This is a genomic window from Aneurinibacillus tyrosinisolvens, assembly GCF_001015055.1.
GTDB lineage: Bacteria > Bacillota > Bacilli > Aneurinibacillales > Aneurinibacillaceae > Aneurinibacillus_A > Aneurinibacillus_A tyrosinisolvens.
Window position 1 is genome coordinate 138,865 of the sequence record NZ_BBWZ01000007.1, and the last position, 20,660, is coordinate 159,524.

Consider the following 20,660-nt stretch of genomic DNA (forward strand, 5'->3'; position numbering starts at 1 on the left):
TAAATACAAATGTAAATACATAATTATGCATCCGAGCTCGTGTTGCTGTCACATAACGTTCGAAATTTTGTGAGAACGTTAATTTTTATTCACGTTATAATGTTTATTGTTAACCTTAAATTGACAATGGAAACAGTAGCGATTGCCATTAACCGGGGGGTACTCCATGAGGTCGCGCAAGTTTATCAGAATTGCTGTACTATTGGTTATTCTACTGGCCGTGGGATGGACTTTTTATCGTGCGTTTATTCAGGATAAATCTGTCGTGCAGGCCGGTAAGCCTGTACCTGATTTTATCGCCCCGAAAGCAATGGGGGAGAAAGTGCAGCTCAGCACACTGAAGGGAAAGGGCGTTGTATTAAACTTCTGGGGGACCTGGTGCCCGCCGTGCCGGGAGGAAATGCCTGACCTGGAGAAAGCATCAAAGGAGTTTTCTGATAAAGGGGTTGTTGTTCTCGCTGTGAACGATGGGGAAGGAGAGATTGCTGTCCGCTCGTTCGCCAGGCAGTATAATTTGACGTTCCCTATTCTGCTCGATTCTACGGAAGAAATTACGAGAAAATATCAAATCGGGCCGCTTCCAACGACGTTTTTTATAAAGCCTGACGGAACCCTTTATAAAAAAGTCGAAGGAGGCCCAATGTCTATCGATACGATTCGGGACAACATGCAGAAGATAGCTCCTTAAAAACAGAGGTGGGAATATGATAGAGAATGTGAAATGCGAATGCGGGCACGCCAATCCGGTCGGTACCGTACTCTGTGAATCCTGTGGGATTCCCCTGGGAAATGAAGGCGATACTCAGTTCATCGATATGCGGTATGAGGGCGCGGCGCGGCGCTCCCAAACATTCCAGAAAACAATCGTCGATCACGTCTGGAATTTTTTCTCCTCCGTAAAAAACGCGGTCATCATGATCGTGTTAACGCTAGTCGCTTCGGCAATCGGCACGATTTTTCCGCAGGAAAGATACATTCCAGTTCCAAAACCGGCAAGCACCTATTATGAAGAAGCGTACGGAACGCCCGGCCTTATTTATTATCGACTCGGTCTTCATAATTTGTATTCTTCATGGTGGTTCATTGCGCTGCTGCTCGGTATCGGGATTTCGCTTGTTATTTGCAGCATTGATAGGGTGATTCCCCTTTACCGCGCTCTGAAAAAGCAGCGGGTGAAACGGGACCGCAAGTTTCTTAAAATCCAGCGCGTCAGCACTGAAATTGATTTAGAAGGAAAAGACGCGGATGCTCTTGTTGCCTCGCTGGAAAAATCGCTCGCAAGCAAGCGTTATAAAGTACGCCGCGAAGGGGACGCCCTGCTCGGAGAGAAAGCGCGTTTCAGCAGGTGGGGTCCGTATGTGAATCATATCGGCCTGATTTTATTTCTCGTCGGCTGCCTTATGCGGCTGATTCCGGGGTTTTATCTGGACCAGTTCGTTTGGGTAAGGGAAGGCCAGACGGTTCCCGTCCCGGAAACAAACTATTACGTAAAAAACGTGCAGTACACGAAAGAATACTACCAGGATAATGAATTTCCTGAGAAGCTGAACCTGGATGGCGTGGTCGTAAAAAAATACCAAACACAGGCAGTGCTCTATGAAAATCAAAATGCCGGAATTCCCGGAGCGGAGCCGAAGCTCGTAGAAATTCAGAAAGCGAATATCGAAGTGAACCACCCACTGGATCATGATGGTTTATTACTATACCAATCGGGCGAACAGGAAAATCAGCTTCAGGCGTTGAATATGAGATTAGTAGATACAAAAACGAACAGCCAGCTCGGTACGGTGAAGCTCGACTTACTCAGCCCGCCGGATGAAGTAAAAGTAGGCGATAAAGTCAAAGTGCAGGTACTGCAGTATTTCCCTGACTTTGCCTTAGATGAAGCCAAGCGCCCAATTACCAAAACGAAGGAACCGAACAATCCGGCGTTTATTATTAACACGATTAGCCCGGAAACACCGCAGGGCGAGAAACAATGGATTTTCCTCGGACGCACGCTGACGGCAGACCAGAAGGCGCCAAAGGTAACGTATGAGTTCGCTAAGCCTGATCTGGTCGATATGACCGGTCTGATGGTACGCAAAGATAACAGCATCCCGGTTATTTTCTTCGGCGCAGGAGTTTCTATGGTCGGACTTATTATGGGTTTTTACTGGCAGCACCGCCGCATTTGGTTCCAGGTTGAAGGCGGAAAACTGTATGTTGCAGCGCACACGAACAAGAACTGGTTTGGTGTGAAGCGGGAGGTTGCCCATATGCTACAAGGGAACGGATACCCGATTTCAGATGCCCAATTGGAGAGGGAGGCGAAGCCATCGTGACGGATTTAGTTTCATTCAGCAGCACCATGCTCCTCATTGCTTTTATTTTATATTGCGTCGCTACCATTCTTTTCTTTATCGCCATTACCGGGCGCCGCTTTAGCAATCGAAACCCGCAGGAACACGCGGAGAAATTCGGCTGGATTGCTTATATCACCGCGGCTGTAGGCGTTGTCTGCCAGGCCGTGTTTATCGGGGTCCGCACCTATGTGGGAGGGCATTTCCCGATTAGTAACATGTTTGAATTTATGCAGTTCCTTGGCTTTGCGACGACCCTTGCTTTTCTCGGCATTTATGCGATATACCGCATTCCTTTAATCGGGGCGTTCGTTATGCCGTTTGGCATTCTTGTTATCGCGTATGCGTCTGTGTTTCCCCGGGAGATTACCCCGCTGATTCCAGCTCTCCAGAGTTACTGGCTGCAAATCCACGTAACGACAGCAGCTCTCGGGGAAGGGGCGTTTGCCGTTGGATTTGCGGGCGGCCTTATGTACTTACTGCGTACTGTAAATCAGAACGAAAGCTCGCGTTCCACCAAGTGGCTGGAATTTGTCATGTGGGTTATCCTTACGCTCGTCGCTTTCATCGGAATGACGTTTTATTTCCAGGGCACCGGCTACCAATCTGTTTTTAAAGCCCCGGTTCAGGCCATGGGCGGGCAAGTGGCAGAAACAGAGGTGAAATACGATATGCCGGCAATAGTGGGGCCTAAGGGCGGACAGTTAACCACAACAGATAAAATGAAGCCGCTATTTGAAGCTCCGGGCTTTATGAGAGGCAAGGAGGCGGCACGGAAGTTTAATACGATGATCTGGTCGGTTATCGGCGGAACGGTTCTGTATGTTGCCCTGCGCCTTGCTACACGGCGCCGCCTTGCTGCCCCGCTGGGCAAATGGGTGCGCGAGCTTGATTCCGATTTAGTGGACGAGATTAGCTACCGGGCCGTTGCGATTGGATTCCCCGTCTTTACGCTTGGTGCGCTTATTTTTGCGATGATCTGGGCACATGAGGCATGGGGCCGCTTCTGGGGCTGGGATCCGAAAGAAGTATGGGCACTCGTTACGTGGCTGTTCTACAGCGCATACCTGCATCTTCGTCTTTCCCGCGGCTGGCAGGGGGAGAAATCGGCGTGGATGGCGGTTCTCGGTTTTATCGTCGTTATGTTTAACCTTATCTTTGTTAATTTAGTCATCTCGGGATTGCATTCTTACGCGTAAGAATGACAGCAGCAAGAAAAAAGGGAGTTCATTCCACTTGCCTTTCCCTTCCGCGAGGAAGGAAGAACTGTCCGCTCCACCTCCCTGCGAGCAGAGCCCGCAAAACATCTGGATCGTTCGAGGATGGAGACAATTGCGGGCTTGTTCTGCTCTCCGGGAGGTTCCGCTGGGTGAGGAAGGCCGGTCAGCGTGGACTGGCCCTCCCTTTTTTCTAACACTTCTGACCTTGCGGTCTTTTGCTCTACTACTTTAAAGCAACATATAGTTCCTATACCGATAAAAAGCCTTCCGGTGGAGAATTTCCTCCGTGGAAGGCTTTTTCCTACTCAAAGTCATCCAGACTTTTTTCTTCTAACTCATCATCCTTCATCAAGGGAGCTTTATTGTCTGGGTTCTGTTTGTCTTCAACCACACCGATCTGGAATGTGTCCTGTATTTCATCGTGAACGATTTTGTCACCACGGTTATCGTATTGTATCTTCTTTTTTTCTTTTGCCATTCTGATCTCTCCTTTCGCTTTCTCTTTCTTTTCCACACTGCAGGATATTAAAACGAAAACCGGAAAAGAAAAAGGTTGATAAATTCTTACATCATGGAATATAATTCACTCGACTATTTCAGAAGCATTACAAACAGAAAAATGGTAAAATAGTCAAATAAACAACGTTATTGTCAAAATGTTGACCGAGGTGAAGAGGAATGGAACGTCAGGCAAGAGTATTGGTAGTAGATGATGAGGAGCGCATTCGCCGCTTGCTTCGTATGTATTTAGAGAGAGAGAATTTTGTCATCGAAGAAGCGGAAGATGGGGAAAATGCGCTAGAAATGGCAGTGGTCAACGATTATGATGTCATCCTGCTGGATTTGATGCTTCCGGGGATTGACGGCATTGAGGTATGCCAACAGTTACGCGAGCAAAAAGCTACACCGGTCATTATGCTGACTGCGAAGGGGGAAGAAGCCAACCGCGTGCAGGGGTTTGAATCCGGCGCTGACGATTATGTGGTAAAACCTTTCAGTCCGCGCGAGGTTGTATATAGAGTAAAGGCGCTGCTTCGCCGCTCGTCAGCAACCGCTTTCTTAACAACCCCGAATAGTGCGCATAATGTGCTCGTTTTTCCGGAACTCTCCATCGATCATGATGCGCACCGCGTATTGGTTAACGGTGAAGAGGTTAGCCTAACACCAAAGGAATATGAACTTCTCTACTATCTTGCCCGAAATCCTGATCGTGTTTTTTCCCGCGAGGATTTGTTGAAAGATGTATGGCATTATGAATTTTTTGGGGATTTGCGTACGGTTGATACACATATTAAGCGCTTGCGAGAGAAGTTAAACAAAATTTCTGCGGTGGCAGCCAATATGATCGCAACGGTTTGGGGAATCGGGTATAAACTTGAGGTGCCGAAATAAGTGGTCTATAATCGTGTCGTTGTTAAGCTTTGGATCACAATTCTTGGACTGGTTGCCGTCGTACTAACCGTCCTCAGCCTAACCCTTATGCAGTTTTTTGATGGCTTTTATGAAAAACAGCGCACGTCAAATCTGGTTCATCTGGCGCAAAACATGGCTGATGTACTCAACGTATACCAGGATCAAGAGCAGACGGTTCACATCGCGCGGGAACTATTGAATGGATATGGAACAAGAATGGTAGTAATAAATTCCGCCGGGGAGTTTGCCCGGCAGAAGTTTAGTTCGGTTAATCCGGATATCCCCGAGGTAGACGCTAAAGAGCTTATGAACCATCCTGCATTAAAGAAAGCCTTCTCAGGGAATGTAGGAACAGCGCGAAGCCTGTTTACGGTTGTGCCGAACAATGGAGGGGCGCCGCACAAGGAGGAGTTTCTCGCCGTATCCGTGCCGCTGCATTCATCGCTCGGGAAAAACAATGAACTAATTCTATACCAGACGCTCGACGAGCTGAGGCAGACGATGAGTGAAACATCGTGGTTTATTTTTTATGCTGCCGTTATCGGTATTATCCTTACGACCTTTTTTGCTTTTTTCCTCTCCACACGGATAACCCAGCCGCTCCGGACGATGAAGAAGGCGGCCGATTCTTATTCGCATGGAGACTTTACTGCGCAAATCCCAATCCGGACAAATGACGAAATTGGAGAGCTGGCCGGTACTTTTAATCATATGGCGCGCCGGTTAAATGATCTCATTCTCGCTCTATCACGGGAAAAAGAAGAAATATCGAGCGTGCTGAAGAGTATGGTTGACGGGGTTATCACCGTTGACAGGCAGGGAAATATCATTGTAACGAACCCGCCGGCGGACAGCATCCTGAAAGCCTGGTCGTTTGAGCAGGGGGAAACCGAGCAGCAGGAAGATAGACTGAATAGAGGCCTGCCTGAATTTATGCGTTCGATTTTGGATCAGGTCGTAAAAAACGAACAGGACGTTATTTCGGATGTTATGATCCAGGGGAGAATCTATGCGCTTGTCATGGGTCCGCTCTATGATAACAATCAGGTGCGCGGAGCCGTTGCCGTGATGAGAGACATGACCCAGGAGCGCAAGCTGGATAAGCTGCGCAAAGACTTCCTGGCGAACGTTTCGCACGAGCTGCGTACCCCCCTTGTTATGCTTCAAGGGTACAGCGAAGCGATCATAGATGATATTGCGCCAACGCAAGAAGAAAAAAAGGAACTGGCGCAAATTATTTATGATGAGTCTGTGCGCATGTCGCGCCTCGTTAATGAATTGCTTGATCTGGCGCGAATGGAAGCGGGCCATATTGAGTTAAATATAGAGCAAATGAATTTGCTCCAGCTTGAGGATAAGGTCATCCGCAAGTTCAATGGAGTTGTAAAGGAACAGGGGAAGAGGCTTCAGCTTGACTGGGATTCCTCACAAGATACATTTTATCTTGACGCCGACAGAATGGAACAGGTGCTTACAAATCTAATCGATAATGCAATCAGGCACACTTCAAGCGGCGGAACCGTCACTCTGCGAACCGTCACCCGCGGAGACCGCTGTACGATCGAAGTTTCTGATACAGGGAGTGGAATACCTGCCGAAGACCTTCCGTTTGTGTTTGAGAGGTTCTATAAGGCCGACAAAGCAAGAACGAGAAGAAGAGGGGGAACCGGGCTTGGCCTGTCGATTGTGAAGAATATCGTACAGGCACACGGGGGGACGATTACTGTGCACAGCAAGCTTGGAGAAGGTACAACTTTTTCCATCGATTTATTCATTCACCATGAGGAAGGAAGCGTTTTATAATGACGACAACATTTGCAGCACTTCAACTTGATCCCTTTCTGCTGAAAGAGCTGGACAGGCAGGGAATTTCCGTCCCTACCCCCATTCAGCAGCAGGCCATTCCGCTCTTGCTTGAGGGGAAAAGCATTGTCGGGGAATCACAAACAGGATCAGGCAAAACGTTCGCTTATCTGCTTCCTTTGCTTCAACAAATCCATACCGGCCTCTCGACAGTCCAGGCGATTATTTTCGCACCGACTCGCGAGTTAACGATGCAAATTGCCCGTGTTGTTGAGGATTTAACGAAAGATACCGAAATCCGTTCCCAGGTCATTATGGGCGGTGTCGATATAAAGCGGCAGATGGAAAAAGCAAAAGAAAAACCGCACATTATCATCGGCTCACCAGGAAGAATGCATGACTTGATTGAGAAGAAAAAGCTGAAGGTGCATGAAACGAAGACGGTCGTTATTGATGAAGCGGACCAGATGATTGAAGCGGGCATGCTGCGGGAAGTGGAATCTATTTTAAAACGCACACCGAGAGAGCGGCAGCTGTCTGTTTTCTCTGCAACGATTTCTCCGGAAGTAGAGAAATGGAGCAGGGAGTGGTGCGATGACCTCCGCGTTGTGAAGATTACAAAGCAGTCGCGGCTGCCGGAGAAGATTGAACACTATTTTGTTGTGGCACCTGAGCGCGAAAAATTCGAGGAGTTACGCCGTCTGCTTCATGCTCTGGCGCCTTCGAGGGCGATTATTTTCGTGAAAAAGCTGCACCAGGTGGCTGACATTACAGAATGGCTTGCGCGTAAAGGCGTAAAAATCGAAGGCATACACAGTGAGACAAAGAAACTGGACAGGGAGCAGGCGATGCGGCAGCTGCACCAGGGAACAATTCAATGCCTGGTCGCAACCGACCTTGTCGCCCGCGGGCTTGATGTGGAAGACGTCAGCCATATCATTAACTTTGACCTGCCGCTTGATGCAGACGGGTACATACACAGAGCAGGCAGGACAGGCAGAGCGGGGAAAGGCGGCATCGTCGTTTCCCTGCTTGAGCCGAAGGAAAAATTCATGGCTGGAAAACTCGGAAAACAGCTCGGCATCGAAATCGGAGAAAGGACGCTGTTTCGGGGGAAACTTGTCTCTGCCCCGGCACAGCGGAAACCTGGGACTCCTGCGAAGAAAAGAATAAAGAAATAAAGGATACGAGCCGAGAGGCCGGGTACCCCTATAGAAGAACAAGCCAGTCTGATTCGTGGACTGGCTTGTTCTTTTTTTGTTGTGATATGAATTTGATTTTAAAGTTTACGGATACTATAAGGAGCATCTTTTATTCTAATCGTTAGGTGAATAAAAACATGAAAAAATGGCTGATGTTCTTTATTTTGCTCCTATCCTTTTGCAGTGCAGCACATGCAAAGTCACCTTTAAATTTGATCATAACCGTAAAGACATCACCCCAATCGGAATTAGCCTCAACACTGCGTATTCAAAATGGCCTCGCCGAGCGCATTCTGGCTAGTAAAACAGCGCCGGGACATCAAAAGCCGGATTTAATTCGCGCAACGCTCACGGTTGGTAACCGCCAATACGATTTCGACTCCTATTCCCAATTGTACGAAAGAGCTACGCATAAGAAAATTCTGCTTTCCGTTCAAACGCATACTGAATTGGAGAAATGCGTCGGGATATTGGAAAGCAGCCATTATGGGAAGGCGCTAAGCTGGGAACAAATAAGAAAAGAATTCCGCAGAATGTCTTATGCCCGGGTTGTGGACATGGAGACTGGAAAATCATTCGAAATACAAAGGCGGGCAGGAAGCCGACACGCGGATGTACAGCCTGTTACTCTGCAGGATACAAAAATTATGAAGGACATTTATAAGGGGAAGTGGAGCTGGAGAAGGCGGGCCATTGTTGTTCTCATCGATGGCAAACGTTACGCAGCTTCTATGAACGGGATGCCACACGGGGCGGGAGCGATTAGAGGCAACGGATTCCGGGGCCATTTTTGTATCCATTTTAAAGACAGTTCGACACACCGGCGCTCAAAACCGGATCCGTCCCATCATCTTATGATTTTAAAAGCGAGCGGCCAATTACGAAAGACGATCATGAATGCAGATCCCCACCGGCTTATCGACTATTTTCTCATTGCTTTAAATGAGCACGATGCTACAACACTTGCCCTGACTATGGAGGGGGCCCTTCCCTTTCCTCCAGAAAAGATTTCATTTCTAAAAAAGCAGGAAAGCAAAGGGGCGGGCGGATTGACAGATCATCTCACAGCTGAAATACCGGTTAAACTGAGTTATATCAAAGAGGGAGAAGGCAAAAAGAATGAGGTTTGGACATTTCTGCTGCGAAGAGCCTCTCCCCTCGAACGCTGGACAATCGTTAAGGTTGATGTTCGCAAGAAATAACAGAACCCCGGAATTGATTTGCTTTTGTCATTGTGTCAATTCTCAAAATGGATCATACAGTAGTAGTGTGAGTAAGCATACGCTTATTTTTCCTAACAGAAGGCCCCTCTAATTGGAGTTAGAGGGGTTTTTTCCTGTGAAAATATAGAGGAAGCGGGGAGAAATATTCATGCTTTTAGAAGGCGGTGCAAGGGAAAAATTCACATAATATGAATAAGGCTATTGGGCAAAATATTGGTGCAGGACGACTACTTTTGAAGGAGGAACAACCATGAAAAAAATTGCCACATTAGCTCTCGCGGCATGTGTTGTATGCTCATCAGCACCAGCCTTTGCTGAGTCACAACACCAGGGTGCTACGCACACGAAACACGCGAAAGGAACACAGCAGGGCCATATGCGCGCAAAATCAACCCAACAGGGCAAGATGCACACAAAATCAACACGCGGCGGCGGTACACGTACAAAAGCTGCAACCCAGCCGGGAATGCCTAAAACAGGTCTTGGCGGAGCAAGCGAAATTGAAGAGTAAGAAGAGTGCGAAAAGAGGAGCCTATCCTCTTTTCGCTTTTCCCGGATAGTTATCATCTCCCGCCGTGTTTGTTTTATAGCTCGTGCATTTTGGTTTGTTTTTATTGCGGGCTTTTCTGGAGATGGCATGCCGATTTAGGAATGGGGGAACTGCGCATACTAACAGGGGAGGTGAAGAGATGAAGAAGACGATAAAAAGGATCACCGTGGCATCTTTTACAGCCTTAATCGCGGGTTCTATGGCTGCCTGCAGTCCGGGGGGAGTTCCAAATACGAACCGGGCGCAGGAAAACCAGGTGAACGGGTATCGAACCAATAGTGCGGCTCCTCATTATAATTCTGTTCATCGGGCGGGGATGCCTGATGACGGAAGCCGCACATACAATAGGAGCGACGGGAATCATACTGTTACTGCACGCATAACCCAGGCGGCTGCAAAGGTTCCCGGCGTTACGCATGTTACTGCAGTTGTGGACGGGAACAACGCTGTTGTCGGGCTTGATGTTGACAACACTGCAGTGAGCAGGCCTAACATCGAATTTCAGGTGCGTCGGGCTGTGCAAGCAGCAGAGCCCGGGTACAACGTTCATGTAACAACCGATGGAGCACTGCACCAGCGAATTCGCACTTTGAATACACAACGAAGCAATGGACATTCGGCTCGCACACAGGCCGATGGCGTTGGAACATTAATCCGCAATATGGGCCGCACGGAGCCTTTCCGTTAAGCAAATGAACCCTCAGGAGACTTTCCTTGCAGAAAGTCTCGTTTCCATTAATGGATAAAACGCTTTGCCCCTGCATAAGAGGCATTGTAATAAGCATCACTAAACACGTACGCAAGCTGAACACCGTCTTTAGGGCCTGTATCGGCATTAATCATCAAGTCGTTTCCAATATAAATACCCACATGCGTTATGGTAGCAGAACCGTGTTCCTTAAAAAATACTAAGTCTCCTTTACGCAGATCATTCTCTGCCACAGGGGTACCATATTGAAATTGCCAGTTTGCCGTCCGGGGAAGATTGACCCCTATTTTACTAAATACGTGCTGGGCGAACGAGGAACAGTCCAGGCCAACCCACGGTGTCGCATCTCCCCATATGTATGGGACGTCAAATTGATCTTTAGCCAGTGCGATAACATAATCCGCCTTCGTCTTCCAATCTGTAGATGGGGAGATTGAGATCGGGGCGGTAGGGATGTTTAGAATCAATCCTATATGTATGCTGTCTGTATCTTTGATTTTGGGATTTGCACTCATCAAGTACGAAAGGCTGATGTGGAATTTTCTCGATATTGTCCAGAACGTATCATTTTTCTGAACGGTGTAGGTTCTCCTCGAAACTTGACTCGCTGGAATTAATCCAGTCATTGATTTGTGTCCCTTTGGAAGGTTCATCAGCAGTCCCTTCCAGATGTTTCTTGCGTCAACATTTGGATTAATAGCTTTCATTTCATTGGGGCTAACACCGGCCTTCTGGGCAATCGTCCAGAACGTATCCTCATCTGTCGTGGTATATTGATCATAAGGAACAGCAAAACCTGTTCCCTGGAATAACATCAAGGCTAAAAAGGTGCCCAGAAAAATTTTCTTTTTCATATTTAATCCCCCTGCCTTATTTTCTTTTTTTAAATTGTCCTTATTACCAGCCTAATATTCACATCCTTATGCACACCGCTATATATGATTTTGCTCTAATCTTCTTCCATTCCCCGGGTGTCATAGATGACTTCCAAAAATGTGAGCTGGCTATTTACCGGCTCTTCATTCTGATCAACATGAACATAATGGTATTCGCCATTCTCATCCTGTTCCCGGGCCTTTACATTGTCGCTTAGCATACAGAGCAGGATGCCCTTTAATCGGTTTTTTAGCCGGGGCTCATAGATGGGAAACATAATTTCTACGCGATTTTCCATATTTCGAGTCATCCAGTCTGCTGAAGAAACAAAAAGCTTTTCTTCCCCGCCATGCAAGAAATATAAAATCCGCGTATGCTCCAAAAACCTTCCCACAATGCTTCGCACCGTAATGTTTTCACTTACTCCCTTGATTCCCGGGCGAAGACAGCAAATTCCTCTTACAATCAAATCGATTTGCACACCGGCACGGGAAGCTTCATACAGTTTCATAATGAGCTTTTTATCGGTAATGGCGTTCATTGTCGCCATAATCTTGCCTTTTCCATTCTTTTTTTGAAAATCAATTTCACTGTCGATTAGCCTCATTAATTCTTCCCGAATGTCGAAAGGGGAGGTGCGAAGATGATGAAACGACGGTTTTTCACTAAATCCGCTTAAGTAGTTAAAAAAGTTCGTTGCATCCTGTCCAAACTCAGGATTGGAAGTGAAGAAACCAATGTCAGTATAAATCTTAGCTGTAATGTCATTGTAGTTTCCGGTGCTCAGGTGAACATAGCGCTGGACCTTCTCTTCCTGGCGGCGGACAACGAGTGTGATTTTACTATGCGTTTTTAGATGGTGCATACCGTAGATGACCTGGCAGCCGGCCTGTTCCAGTGCTTTAGCCCAGTTGACGTTGTTTTTTTCATCAAAACGGGCTTTTAATTCAAGCAGTACAGTTACCTGCTTTCCATTTTCCGCCGCTCTTCTCAGGGCTTGAATAATTGGCGAATGGCCGCTCACCCGGTACAGAGTTTGCTTAATGGCCAAAACATTTGGATCATCGGCGGCTTCCGACAGAAAATCAATGACAGGATGAAAGGATTCGTACGGGTGATGAAGCAAGACGTCGTATTTAGAAATAACATCGAACACATCCTCGTTTTCTAAAAAATCCATTGGCTGTTGCGGCATAAAGTCTTCATACACAAGGTGCTCTTTCTCATCGGCCAATTCATTGTAAAATGCAAAGAGAAAAGTAAGATCCAATGGACCATTTACGTTATATACGTCCTTTTCATGAATATCGAGAACTTTCATGAGCAAAGAAAGAATTCTGGCGTCTATGCCGTCCTGCCGAATTTCCAAACGCACGGCTGTGCCAAGTTCCCGTTTTTTTAGCTCTTTTTCAATTTCACGCAATAAGTCCCGGGCTCCTTCTTCGTGAATGGTCAGATCAGCATTGCGCGTAATCCGAAATTGGGAAACCGAAAGAACGGTGAAACCGATAAAGAGCCTGTAAATAAAGTGACTCAGTACATCCTCAAGCAGAATAAATCGCCGTGCTTCTCCTTCACCAGGCAGTTCAATAAACCGGCTGAATACGGTGGGTACTTGAACAATCGCCAGCTTTTCTTCCTCCTTGCCTTCCCTTTGCTGACGTAAAAGAATGGCCAGGTTAATCCGTTTATTTAGCAGCATGGGAAAGGGATGGTAAGCGTCAATGGCCATCGGCGTAAGGATAGGAAGTAGAGTATTCTCGAACAATTCTTCAAGAAACTTCGCTTGTTTCTTTGTCAAATCGCTAATGGTCACAAATTGAATATTTTCCTTTTCCAGTTGGGGAAGCAGCTCGTGATTGTAGATTTCGTACTGGGTGAAAACCATGCTGGAAGTTTTCCTGGAAATTTGCTCCAGTTGTTTTTTCGGCGTTAATCCTGCCTTGTTTTCAGGTTTGTTAAAACCGACTTTAACCTGGTCTTTTAGACCGGCAACCCGGACCATGAAAAACTCGTCCAGGTTTGAACTGAAAATGGCGAGAAACTTTAGTCTTTCCAACAATGGGTTCGTCTCGTCCTGTGCTTCCTGTAATACCCGTTCATTAAACGCAAGCCAGCTAAGCTCTCTATTGTTGTAATAAGATGGGTGGGTAATGTCTGGTGTCTTTTTTGTTTCTTCTTTCATGTGTTGTCCCTCATTACGTAAAGTAGTGAAAAAGACCGGAAATCATTATCCGGCCTTTAAGCGTTAAACTCCATCGGGGTTATTTTGCCTTTTTACTGTTTCTTTTATTCATTCATCTGGTATTTTTGGATGTATGTCCGGCAATCTTGTTTTTGCCGTTGTTGTATAATTAAAGGGATGCTGGATAGGCTAAAGGGGTGACAGTTTTGTCATTTCTCCACCTACAGAACCGCAACAGAAGAAAGAGGATGAAATCTTCGGATTTCATCCTCTTTCTTTATTTTCTTCTTTAAAACTCCATGCATAGGATGGTGCTGTTTATACAACACTACACTTACAAGGCCAAAACCTTGTAGCTGTTTTATAAGCAAAGGGGGTGAAAAGAATGTCAGGACGTAGTGGAGGTCGTAATAAGCTTCTTGTTCCTCAGGCTAGACAGGGATTGGAACAATTCAAGTATGAAATCGCGACAGAGTTCGGTATCCAGCTTGGCGCTGACCAAGTTTCCCGTTTGAACGGTTCCGTTGGAGGAGAAATGGTGAAGCGTATGATTACATTAGCTGAGTCGCAACTCGGCGGAACTCTTGGTGGAACTAGCGGAACTTCTCGCTAAACAACGCTTAAAACCGAATATCATGGCAAAAAGGGGTGCGGTTACGCACCCCTTTTTTCTCGGGAATATACATCTTAAAGCAATCCAGCCTCACGCAAAAAACTACGCACAATTCTCTCCTGAAATTTCACTCGAACGGAAAGAGGAAGATGTATCGATGTTTCAACAGTTAAAGCTTGAGTGCCCAATAAGCGTGCTGTAGCTGTCCGAAATGTTCCTGGTTTTTCCCAAAGATGAATAGTAAATTGCCTGGATTTTCTTTGTATACTGTGATTAATGTGGTTTATGACACGTTTTGCGGTTGATATTGCCATGCTTCTTGGGTTAGTAAGAATGGATTGACCTAACTTACGTGGATCTATTTTGGAAAATCCGATTGCTTCGTGAAGATCGAGAACCCATTTTGGACGGAAATGCCTGGTCAGGCGAAATAGATTTTTGGCGAGCAGGCCGCGTGCTGCATCGTTAGGCGTACGTGGGAAAGTTCGATTTACATCAGGAACTCCTCGAATGCGCCTGTGGAAAGCGCGCATATTAACAATTGGAACTAAGATTATCGTCCCTCTTTTAATTTGGATATTTGTCAATTTTTGAGCTGCTAAAATGCTGGCAATTTCGCTTCCGTGTATACCTGCCGTTATCATAAAAGTAGGTCCTTTGCTGTTTCCTTTAATTACATAATAAGGCGTATCGAAAGAGGTTCCAGGGGCTAGCCAATGTTTGGTTGTGCTCATTTAGCTCATCTGCCTGGGCTGGAGGCCATTCCAATTTACTTCTTTTTTATCATTGAATAAGGAATGATCCTCGTAACGGACGACCTGATTGTCTTTATCCACAAAAACGACTCTCGGTACAAGATGGTGCAGTTCCTCTTCGGAGTAAATTCCAAGACTTAATATAATGACCAGATCGCCTGGCTGAAACAGATGTGCAGGCGGACCATTTAAGCAAACTTTTCCTGACCCCTCTTCTCCGGGCAGGGCATAGGTCTTCCAACGAGCTGCACTGCGTAAGCTGGTGACTTGCACCATTTCGTAAGGATGAATATTTGCTGCTTTCATGAGATGAGAGTCAATCGTAATGCTTCCCACATAATCAAGATTAGCTTCTGTCACGGTGGCTCTATGAATTTTCCCTTTGCACATCAGTCTTCGCATAACGAATGGAATCGCTCCTTTATTGACTGGCGTCGTCGAAAATAATCTTATATAGTACCGAATTCTATGTGAAAAATACATATTTCGTTTGTACGGACGCCTATTCATCATAACTTTGGGCGAATGCCGTTCCCTTAACGACACGCAGGCATAGGTTGAATAAAGAAAGCTGACAGCAGGTGGTCACAAAGGTAGATGGGTATTATTTGGGGGTAATTATATGGGAAAATACGGAAAGTTTAAGTGGTTTAGCCAAAGCCCCTCGGTTCGTCCTCATTTGCCAAATACAGCCATATGCAATCAATCTACATTAAAATCGTATCTTCATAAATATAAAACTGTTTTTATTAAGCCTGATGTCGGAGCACGGGGAATCGGTATCATTAAAGCATGGAAGAATAATTCGCCTTGGGTATGATTGTAACCGCATATGTGACCGTTATCGTTACGATTGGCAAATTGGATATGATATCGGCATTGACAGCAGCAGAAAGATTTGGTTAATTGAGGCCAATCGCCGCACCCCGTCCCATGCCTTATTCGCAAGACTAGAAGACAAAACGATATACAGGAAAATAAAGCATATGGCTTCTTTATATAACAAAGGTAGCATTTAAGAAAATTTTAAACTTTTCTTTAAGTGAATTTTAGGATTGCCCGATAGAATGAGAATGCAACAAGCAATCTCATTCTTTTACTTTGGGTCAGGAGGATAATATGTTATGAAGAAAAAATTCGCAGCAATGGGCATAAGCGCTGCTGTTGGAGCGGCGATGCTCGTTACAACAGCCTATGTGGGAGCATCGGGTGTTTCCGGGTATGATACGTACAAAACAGCATTTAAAAACACACAGCAGGCAAAAAGCCTAACAACCACAGTTCATGTATCAGCAACTGACAATGGAAACAAGCTTGCAGATGTCACTTCCGAAATGAAAATGAATCGCGACAAGAAATTGATGAGTGGAGCGACCACAATTACTGCCGGGAATCAGCAAAAAACGATGGACATGTATGCACAGGATGGCACGAGAATTATAAAAAACAGCGATAGTGATGTGTACAAAGTGCTTTCCTTCGATGGGCAGAAAAAACAAGAAGAAAAAGACAATGCGGATAGCAGGGTAAAATCAATGCGGTTGAAAACGTGGTGGACGCCCTTACCCAAAACCTGCAAAACAACATTACGTCAAAAACCGAAGCTGATGGTACTAGTAATATGGAATTAAAGCTTTCCAACGCTGAGCTTCCGCCGGTAGTAAACGCACTTGCTTCCGTTGCTGTACAAAATGGCATGAACGAAAAAGGGTACCAGAGTAAGGGAGCGGAGGATGCGTTCATCGGCAATCTAAAATCCACCCTGCCAAAGCTGGTAGGCAATATCAAAGTAGACAATGTTGATATTACCGCAAAAGTCAGCAAAGACAACACAATTGAACAGCAAACGGCAGTAATTGAAATTACAGGGAACGATGCAAGCGGCAAAGCCCATGACATTAGCGTCAATATCACAGCTGACTTCTCAAATTACAATAACACCATAGCGGATACAGTAGATTTAACAGGGAAACAGGTAGAAAAGATAGTAAACAAGCACGATGAACAAGAATAGGTAACACACTGGCAGGTAGAGCTCAGGATGAGCTCTATCTGTTACTATAAGGATGGGGAAATAAATGGAGAAAGTGCTCGAAGTAAAAAATCTTACGAAGATATATAAGAACAGCAGAGGCATACACGATATCAATTTCGATATATTCGAGGGAGATGTGTATGGCTTTCTCGGTCCGAATGGAGCCGGGAAGACAACGGTGATGAAAATCATCACGGGCCTGTGCCGGGCGCAAAAGGGTGAAGTGAAAATTTTCGGATACGATATTGCTGCCGAACCAGAAAAAGCCTGGCAAAGGGTAGGCAACATGATTGAAAATGCGGTTGTCTATGAATACATGAGCGGATACAAGAACTTACTTCTTGCTTCCAGATTTTATAAAGACGTAACACGCGCAAGAATAGATGAAGTGTTAGAGCTTGTTGATTTATTGCCCTTCAAGCATGAAAAAGCAGCCGGTTATTCCTTAGGAATGAAGCAAAGGCTTGGGCTGGCAGCTGCCCTGCTATCAAAGCCGGCGTTTGTTATTCTTGATGAACCGACGAATGGGCTTGATGTGGAAGGAACCGTAAAAGTCAGGGATATTATCACTCACCTGGCTCGCGAGCAGAATGTTACCTTTTTTATTTCAAGCCATCTCATTCATGAGATTGAAATGATATGCAATAAAATTGGAATTATTAACAATGGACAATTAATCAAAGAAGGTTTGGTTTCTGATTTAATAAATAACCAGGAAGAAACGCTGGAAAGTTTCTTTATTAAACAGGTGAGAGAAGAAAGGGGGAAGGCAGCACAATGAGTCCTTTATCTGCAGGCGTGATAAATGAAACACAAAAAATAATTTTGAAAAAGAAAGCGTCTGTTTTTCTTTTCTTTTCCGCCGTTTTCCCTGTGGGCATGGCCTTTATTTTTTCTCTTTTGCAAAGCAAATCAGGTGTTACAGTCGTTGCGGGCGCAAGCTTTCCGCTCTTTATTTTAGGAATTGTTGTTAATTTTCTTCTTCCCCTGCTTATTTTCATGACGGCTTCAGATCTATTTGCCGGTGAACAGGGGGATCATACATTAAAAATCGTCCTAACCCGGCCTATTACAAGGTTTAAAGTGTTTCTCTCTAAAAATGCCGCAGTCGGAATGTTAATTGCTATTCATTTAGCGATTATCTTTATAACATCTGTTATTTCCGGGTTGTTTTTAGAGGGAGGCGGAAATCTGCTTTCAGGCTTGTGGGAAGGGATAAAAGCGTACACAGTCTCCTTTATCCCTATGATTTCATTGGCTTTCGCCGCGGTTTTCTTTGCGCAGTTTTTTAAAAGCGCAACCAGTGCCCTGACGACTTCTATTGTAATCTATCTATGTACAAAAGCTATCCCCTTTATTTTTCCCTGGCTGGCCAGGCTTTTACCTTTTACTTACACAGACTGGTATTCCTTATGGCTTGGACATACGGTTGGAATAGGAAACATATTCCAAGCATTTATGTATCTCCTTTCCTACAGTATACTATTTTTTGTTGGAGGATTTTATTTGTTTGACAGAAAAGAGCTGTAGGTGAGAGATATGTCTATAAAAGTACGCTTGCTATTATCTTATGTTGCCATGCTTATTGTTCCGATCATTTTAACAATTGTCGTTGCTCTAGTCCTAACCATAACAAACGTAGGCAGCATTCGTAACCTTACCCACCTTGGTGAGACGGAAAAAAGCCTATTATTAGAAGGAGCTAAAATATTTACAGATATAAAGTTAACAGCGAATAAAAATCCGGATCGGCTAAAAGAGGAAGCGTACCTTGCGCAGCTCGATCAAAAGCTGTCCATTATTAATACTGGAATTATTGTTAGGCAGAATAATAAGGTAATGTACGCTTCGAAGCTGTTTAATGGAGAAAATATCGCGGATGATCTTCCGAAGTTTGGGTATCGCCATGAAGAAAATCATGATCCGGAATTTGTTGGTAATCATCTATATTTAATTAAGCAGCATGATTTTTACTTCAAGAATCAACAGCCGGGAAGTGTGTTTTTATTAACAAATGTAGGGCCAATTGGCCAGTTTGCGCATAAGCTCATCATCACGATGGTGTTTGCGGTCATATTGATTATTATTTTTACAAATGGCATCCTGACTTATATTGTTTCTCGAAGCATTGTGAAGCCATTGAAATCCTTAAAAAAAGCAGCCGAACAAATCAAAGAAGGAAATTTGAATTTTGCGATGGAGCCATATGGCAAAGATGAGATTAGCGAACTAGCCAGGGCGTTTGAAGGAATGCGGCTTCAATTAAAAGCTTCCGTAGAACAACAGCTGCAGTATGAAAATAACCGGAAAGAATTAATCTCCAGTATTTCACACGATCTGAAAACCCCGATTACTGCGATTAAAGGATATGTAGAAGGAATTATGGATGGGGTGGCCGATTCTCCGGAAAAGATTGAGCGGTATATTAAAACCGTGTATGTAAAAGCCAACGATCTCGATAAACTTATTGAACAGCTATTTCTTTTTTCTAAACTCGATGTAAAGAAACTTCCTTTTAATTTTGAAGAAATTGATATCCATCGATATTTAGCGGACAGTACAGAAGAAATGCAGTTTGACACAGAGAGAAGCGGGATTTCTCTTACTTACCACACAGAGATTCAAGAGCCGCTCATAATAATGGGGGACAGGGAAAACTAAAACGGGTAATGACGAACCTTATTGAAAATGCAGTGAAATATATGGGGCGGGAGAACGGAAAAATCAATGTGTATTTAACTGCAAATCAAACAATGGCGACGATAAAAATAGAAGATAACGGGCAGGGAATTTCAGGCGATATGCTTCCTTTTATCTTTGATATATTTTACCGGGCAGACGGATCCAGAAATTCTTCTACAGGGGGAAGCGGGCTTGGACTTGCTATATCCAGGCGCATTATTGAAGAACATGGCGGCCGGATATGGGCGGAAAGTATAGAGGGGAAAGGGACAAACATTTTGTTTACGTTAAAAAGAGTACAGGCATAGGAAGGGGGGAGAGGGAATGAAGAGGATTCTCATTATTGAAGATGAGCTCAGTATCGCCGAACTTGAACGTGATTATTTTGAGATTAACGGCTATGCCGTTGAAATTGAGCAGGATGGAAATAGCGGCCTGAGAAGAGCCGTAACGGAAGAGTATGACCTGGTTATTCTTGACTTGATGCTGCCGGGGATGGATGGTTTTGAAATATGCAAGCAGATTAGAATTGAAAAAGATATGCCGATTCTTATGGTCTCCGCCAGAAAAGAAGAAATCGATAAAATTAAGGGATTGGGCTTTGGAGCAGATGACTACATTACGAAACCGTTCAGCCCGAGTGAATTGGTCGCCAGGGTAAAAGCCCACCTTTCGCGGTATGAGCGTTTGATGGGAAAACGGGAACAGCTCCATGACGAAATTAAGATTAGAGGCATTGTTATCGATAAGAGCGCGAGAAGGGTTTACGTTAATGATAAAGAAGTAACGTTGACAACGAAGGAATTTGACTTATTTACTATGCTGGCGTCCAATCCAAACCGTGTGTTTTCTAAAGAGGAGTTGTTTGAACGAATATGGGGATTTGATTCTGTAGGGGACAACGGAACGGTAAGTGTACACATAAGAAAGATAAGAGAAAAGACTGAAGTTGACCCCTCGAATCCACAATATATTGAGACACTCTGGGGGGCAGGCTATCGGTTTGGTGTCTGACTGCCTTCAAATATGATATGAAAGAAAATCCCGTGCCG

General features: G+C 45.0%; 24 protein-coding genes. 19 read left to right on the top strand and 5 right to left on the bottom strand.

Translation table 11 applies throughout. The features are described 5' to 3' along the window. Nucleotides 1–166 precede the first annotated feature (166 nt). From resA to ccsB, 3 genes are read left to right on the top strand one after another with little or no spacing between them, the layout of a single operon-like run. Entirely contained in the window at nucleotides 167–688 is a 522-nt protein-coding gene (resA, locus tag MBEAL2_RS09135; protein ID WP_047151988.1) for a thiol-disulfide oxidoreductase ResA, read from the top strand. Nucleotides 689–704: 16 nt separating this feature from the next. After that, on the top strand, nucleotides 705–2,324 hold the full coding sequence (gene resB, locus MBEAL2_RS09140; RefSeq protein ID WP_236692737.1) for a cytochrome c biogenesis protein ResB: 1,620 nt from the start codon (nucleotides 705–707) through the stop codon (nucleotides 2,322–2,324). 26 nt (nucleotides 2,325–2,350) lie between these two features. Next, complete coding sequence (gene ccsB / locus MBEAL2_RS09145) at nucleotides 2,351–3,541, top strand: c-type cytochrome biogenesis protein CcsB (protein WP_047152056.1); 1,191 nt, start codon at nucleotides 2,351–2,353, stop codon at nucleotides 3,539–3,541. 322 nt (nucleotides 3,542–3,863) lie between these two features. Here the strand turns inward: ccsB and MBEAL2_RS31710 are convergent, their stop codons facing one another. Further along, on the bottom strand, nucleotides 3,864–4,040 hold the full coding sequence (locus MBEAL2_RS31710; RefSeq protein ID WP_161798194.1) for a hypothetical protein: 177 nt from the start codon (nucleotides 4,038–4,040) through the stop codon (nucleotides 3,864–3,866). 200 nt (nucleotides 4,041–4,240) lie between these two features. Between MBEAL2_RS31710 and MBEAL2_RS09150 the strand changes: the two genes are divergently transcribed. The 6 genes from MBEAL2_RS09150 (at nucleotide 4,241) to MBEAL2_RS29120 (ending at nucleotide 10,441) form a co-directional block, all read left to right on the top strand. Then, nucleotides 4,241–4,954, top strand: a complete 714-nt coding sequence (locus tag MBEAL2_RS09150) for a response regulator transcription factor (protein WP_047151989.1) — start codon at nucleotides 4,241–4,243, stop codon at nucleotides 4,952–4,954. Between the two features lie 87 nt (nucleotides 4,955–5,041). After that, nucleotides 5,042–6,778, top strand: coding sequence for an ATP-binding protein (locus MBEAL2_RS09155; protein ID WP_082129858.1), 1,737 nt, complete (start codon nucleotides 5,042–5,044; stop codon nucleotides 6,776–6,778). Beyond that, nucleotides 6,778–7,959, top strand: coding sequence for a DEAD/DEAH box helicase (locus MBEAL2_RS09160; RefSeq protein ID WP_047151991.1), 1,182 nt, complete (start codon nucleotides 6,778–6,780; stop codon nucleotides 7,957–7,959). Before MBEAL2_RS09155 ends, MBEAL2_RS09160 begins: the two co-directional genes overlap by 1 nt. 158 nt (nucleotides 7,960–8,117) lie before the next feature. After that, nucleotides 8,118–9,182, top strand: coding sequence for a DEAD/DEAH box helicase family protein (locus MBEAL2_RS09165; protein WP_047151992.1), 1,065 nt, complete (start codon nucleotides 8,118–8,120; stop codon nucleotides 9,180–9,182). Nucleotides 9,183–9,453: 271 nt separating this feature from the next. Continuing rightward, complete coding sequence (locus MBEAL2_RS09170) at nucleotides 9,454–9,714, top strand: hypothetical protein (protein WP_047151993.1); 261 nt, start codon at nucleotides 9,454–9,456, stop codon at nucleotides 9,712–9,714. A gap of 178 nt (nucleotides 9,715–9,892) precedes the next feature. Further along, entirely contained in the window at nucleotides 9,893–10,441 is a 549-nt protein-coding gene (locus tag MBEAL2_RS29120; RefSeq protein ID WP_052947612.1) for a YhcN/YlaJ family sporulation lipoprotein, read from the top strand. Between the two features lie 47 nt (nucleotides 10,442–10,488). On the opposite strand, the gene MBEAL2_RS09180 is transcribed toward MBEAL2_RS29120, so the two are convergent. Further along, nucleotides 10,489–11,316, bottom strand: a complete 828-nt coding sequence (locus tag MBEAL2_RS09180) for a C40 family peptidase (protein WP_047151994.1) — start codon at nucleotides 11,314–11,316, stop codon at nucleotides 10,489–10,491. A 95-nt stretch (nucleotides 11,317–11,411) separates the two neighbouring features. Continuing rightward, nucleotides 11,412–13,523 carry an RNA degradosome polyphosphate kinase gene (locus MBEAL2_RS09185; protein ID WP_047151995.1) on the bottom strand — a complete coding sequence of 704 codons (2,112 nt, stop codon included), beginning with the start codon at nucleotides 13,521–13,523 and terminating at the stop codon, nucleotides 11,412–11,414. Between the two features lie 385 nt (nucleotides 13,524–13,908). Between MBEAL2_RS09185 and MBEAL2_RS09190 the strand changes: the two genes are divergently transcribed. After that, on the top strand, nucleotides 13,909–14,136 hold the full coding sequence (locus MBEAL2_RS09190; RefSeq protein WP_047151996.1) for an alpha/beta-type small acid-soluble spore protein: 228 nt from the start codon (nucleotides 13,909–13,911) through the stop codon (nucleotides 14,134–14,136). Nucleotides 14,137–14,210: 74 nt separating this feature from the next. Here the strand turns inward: MBEAL2_RS09190 and MBEAL2_RS09195 are convergent, their stop codons facing one another. Together MBEAL2_RS09195 and panD are read right to left on the bottom strand one after the other, a co-directional pair. Next, nucleotides 14,211–14,870: a M14 family metallopeptidase gene (locus MBEAL2_RS09195; RefSeq protein WP_047151997.1), complete on the bottom strand. Its 660-nt coding sequence runs from the start codon at nucleotides 14,868–14,870 to the stop codon at nucleotides 14,211–14,213. Beyond that, the gene (gene panD / locus MBEAL2_RS09200; RefSeq protein ID WP_047151998.1) at nucleotides 14,871–15,293 is read right to left on the bottom strand and encodes an aspartate 1-decarboxylase; all 423 of its coding nucleotides are present in this window, start codon (nucleotides 15,291–15,293) and stop codon (nucleotides 14,871–14,873) included. Nucleotides 15,294–15,462: 169 nt separating this feature from the next. Between panD and MBEAL2_RS09205 the strand changes: the two genes are divergently transcribed. The 9 genes from MBEAL2_RS09205 to MBEAL2_RS09235 all read left to right on the top strand — a co-directional run bounded on the left by MBEAL2_RS09205 (nucleotide 15,463) and on the right by MBEAL2_RS09235 (nucleotide 20,622). Next, on the top strand, nucleotides 15,463–15,711 hold the full coding sequence (locus tag MBEAL2_RS09205) for a YheC/YheD family protein (RefSeq protein ID WP_369405487.1): 249 nt from the start codon (nucleotides 15,463–15,465) through the stop codon (nucleotides 15,709–15,711). Continuing rightward, on the top strand, nucleotides 15,650–15,910 hold the full coding sequence (locus MBEAL2_RS33960; RefSeq protein WP_369405486.1) for a YheC/YheD family protein: 261 nt from the start codon (nucleotides 15,650–15,652) through the stop codon (nucleotides 15,908–15,910). The genes MBEAL2_RS09205 and MBEAL2_RS33960 overlap by 62 nt, the downstream gene beginning before the upstream one ends. Before the next feature lie 105 nt (nucleotides 15,911–16,015). Then, nucleotides 16,016–16,522 carry a hypothetical protein gene (locus tag MBEAL2_RS09210; RefSeq protein WP_047152000.1) on the top strand — a complete coding sequence of 169 codons (507 nt, stop codon included), beginning with the start codon at nucleotides 16,016–16,018 and terminating at the stop codon, nucleotides 16,520–16,522. Next, nucleotides 16,513–16,905: a hypothetical protein gene (locus MBEAL2_RS09215; RefSeq protein WP_047152001.1), complete on the top strand. Its 393-nt coding sequence runs from the start codon at nucleotides 16,513–16,515 to the stop codon at nucleotides 16,903–16,905. The genes MBEAL2_RS09210 and MBEAL2_RS09215 overlap by 10 nt, the downstream gene beginning before the upstream one ends. Before the next feature lie 64 nt (nucleotides 16,906–16,969). After that, on the top strand, nucleotides 16,970–17,707 hold the full coding sequence (locus MBEAL2_RS09220) for an ABC transporter ATP-binding protein (RefSeq protein ID WP_047152002.1): 738 nt from the start codon (nucleotides 16,970–16,972) through the stop codon (nucleotides 17,705–17,707). Further along, nucleotides 17,704–18,456, top strand: coding sequence for an ABC transporter permease (locus MBEAL2_RS09225; protein WP_047152003.1), 753 nt, complete (start codon nucleotides 17,704–17,706; stop codon nucleotides 18,454–18,456). Before MBEAL2_RS09220 ends, MBEAL2_RS09225 begins: the two co-directional genes overlap by 4 nt. Nucleotides 18,457–18,465: 9 nt before the next feature. Next, nucleotides 18,466–19,587 (top strand): sensor histidine kinase, encoded by a 1,122-nt coding sequence (locus MBEAL2_RS09230; RefSeq protein WP_082129847.1) that lies wholly within the window; start codon nucleotides 18,466–18,468, stop codon nucleotides 19,585–19,587. Nucleotides 19,588–19,595: 8 nt separating this feature from the next. Continuing rightward, a complete protein-coding gene (locus tag MBEAL2_RS30105; protein WP_082129848.1) occupies nucleotides 19,596–19,916 on the top strand; it encodes a sensor histidine kinase in 321 nt (106 codons plus the stop codon). Nucleotides 19,917–19,932: 16 nt separating this feature from the next. Beyond that, nucleotides 19,933–20,622 (top strand): response regulator transcription factor, encoded by a 690-nt coding sequence (locus MBEAL2_RS09235; RefSeq protein WP_047152004.1) that lies wholly within the window; start codon nucleotides 19,933–19,935, stop codon nucleotides 20,620–20,622. Nucleotides 20,623–20,660: the final 38 nt, after the last annotated feature.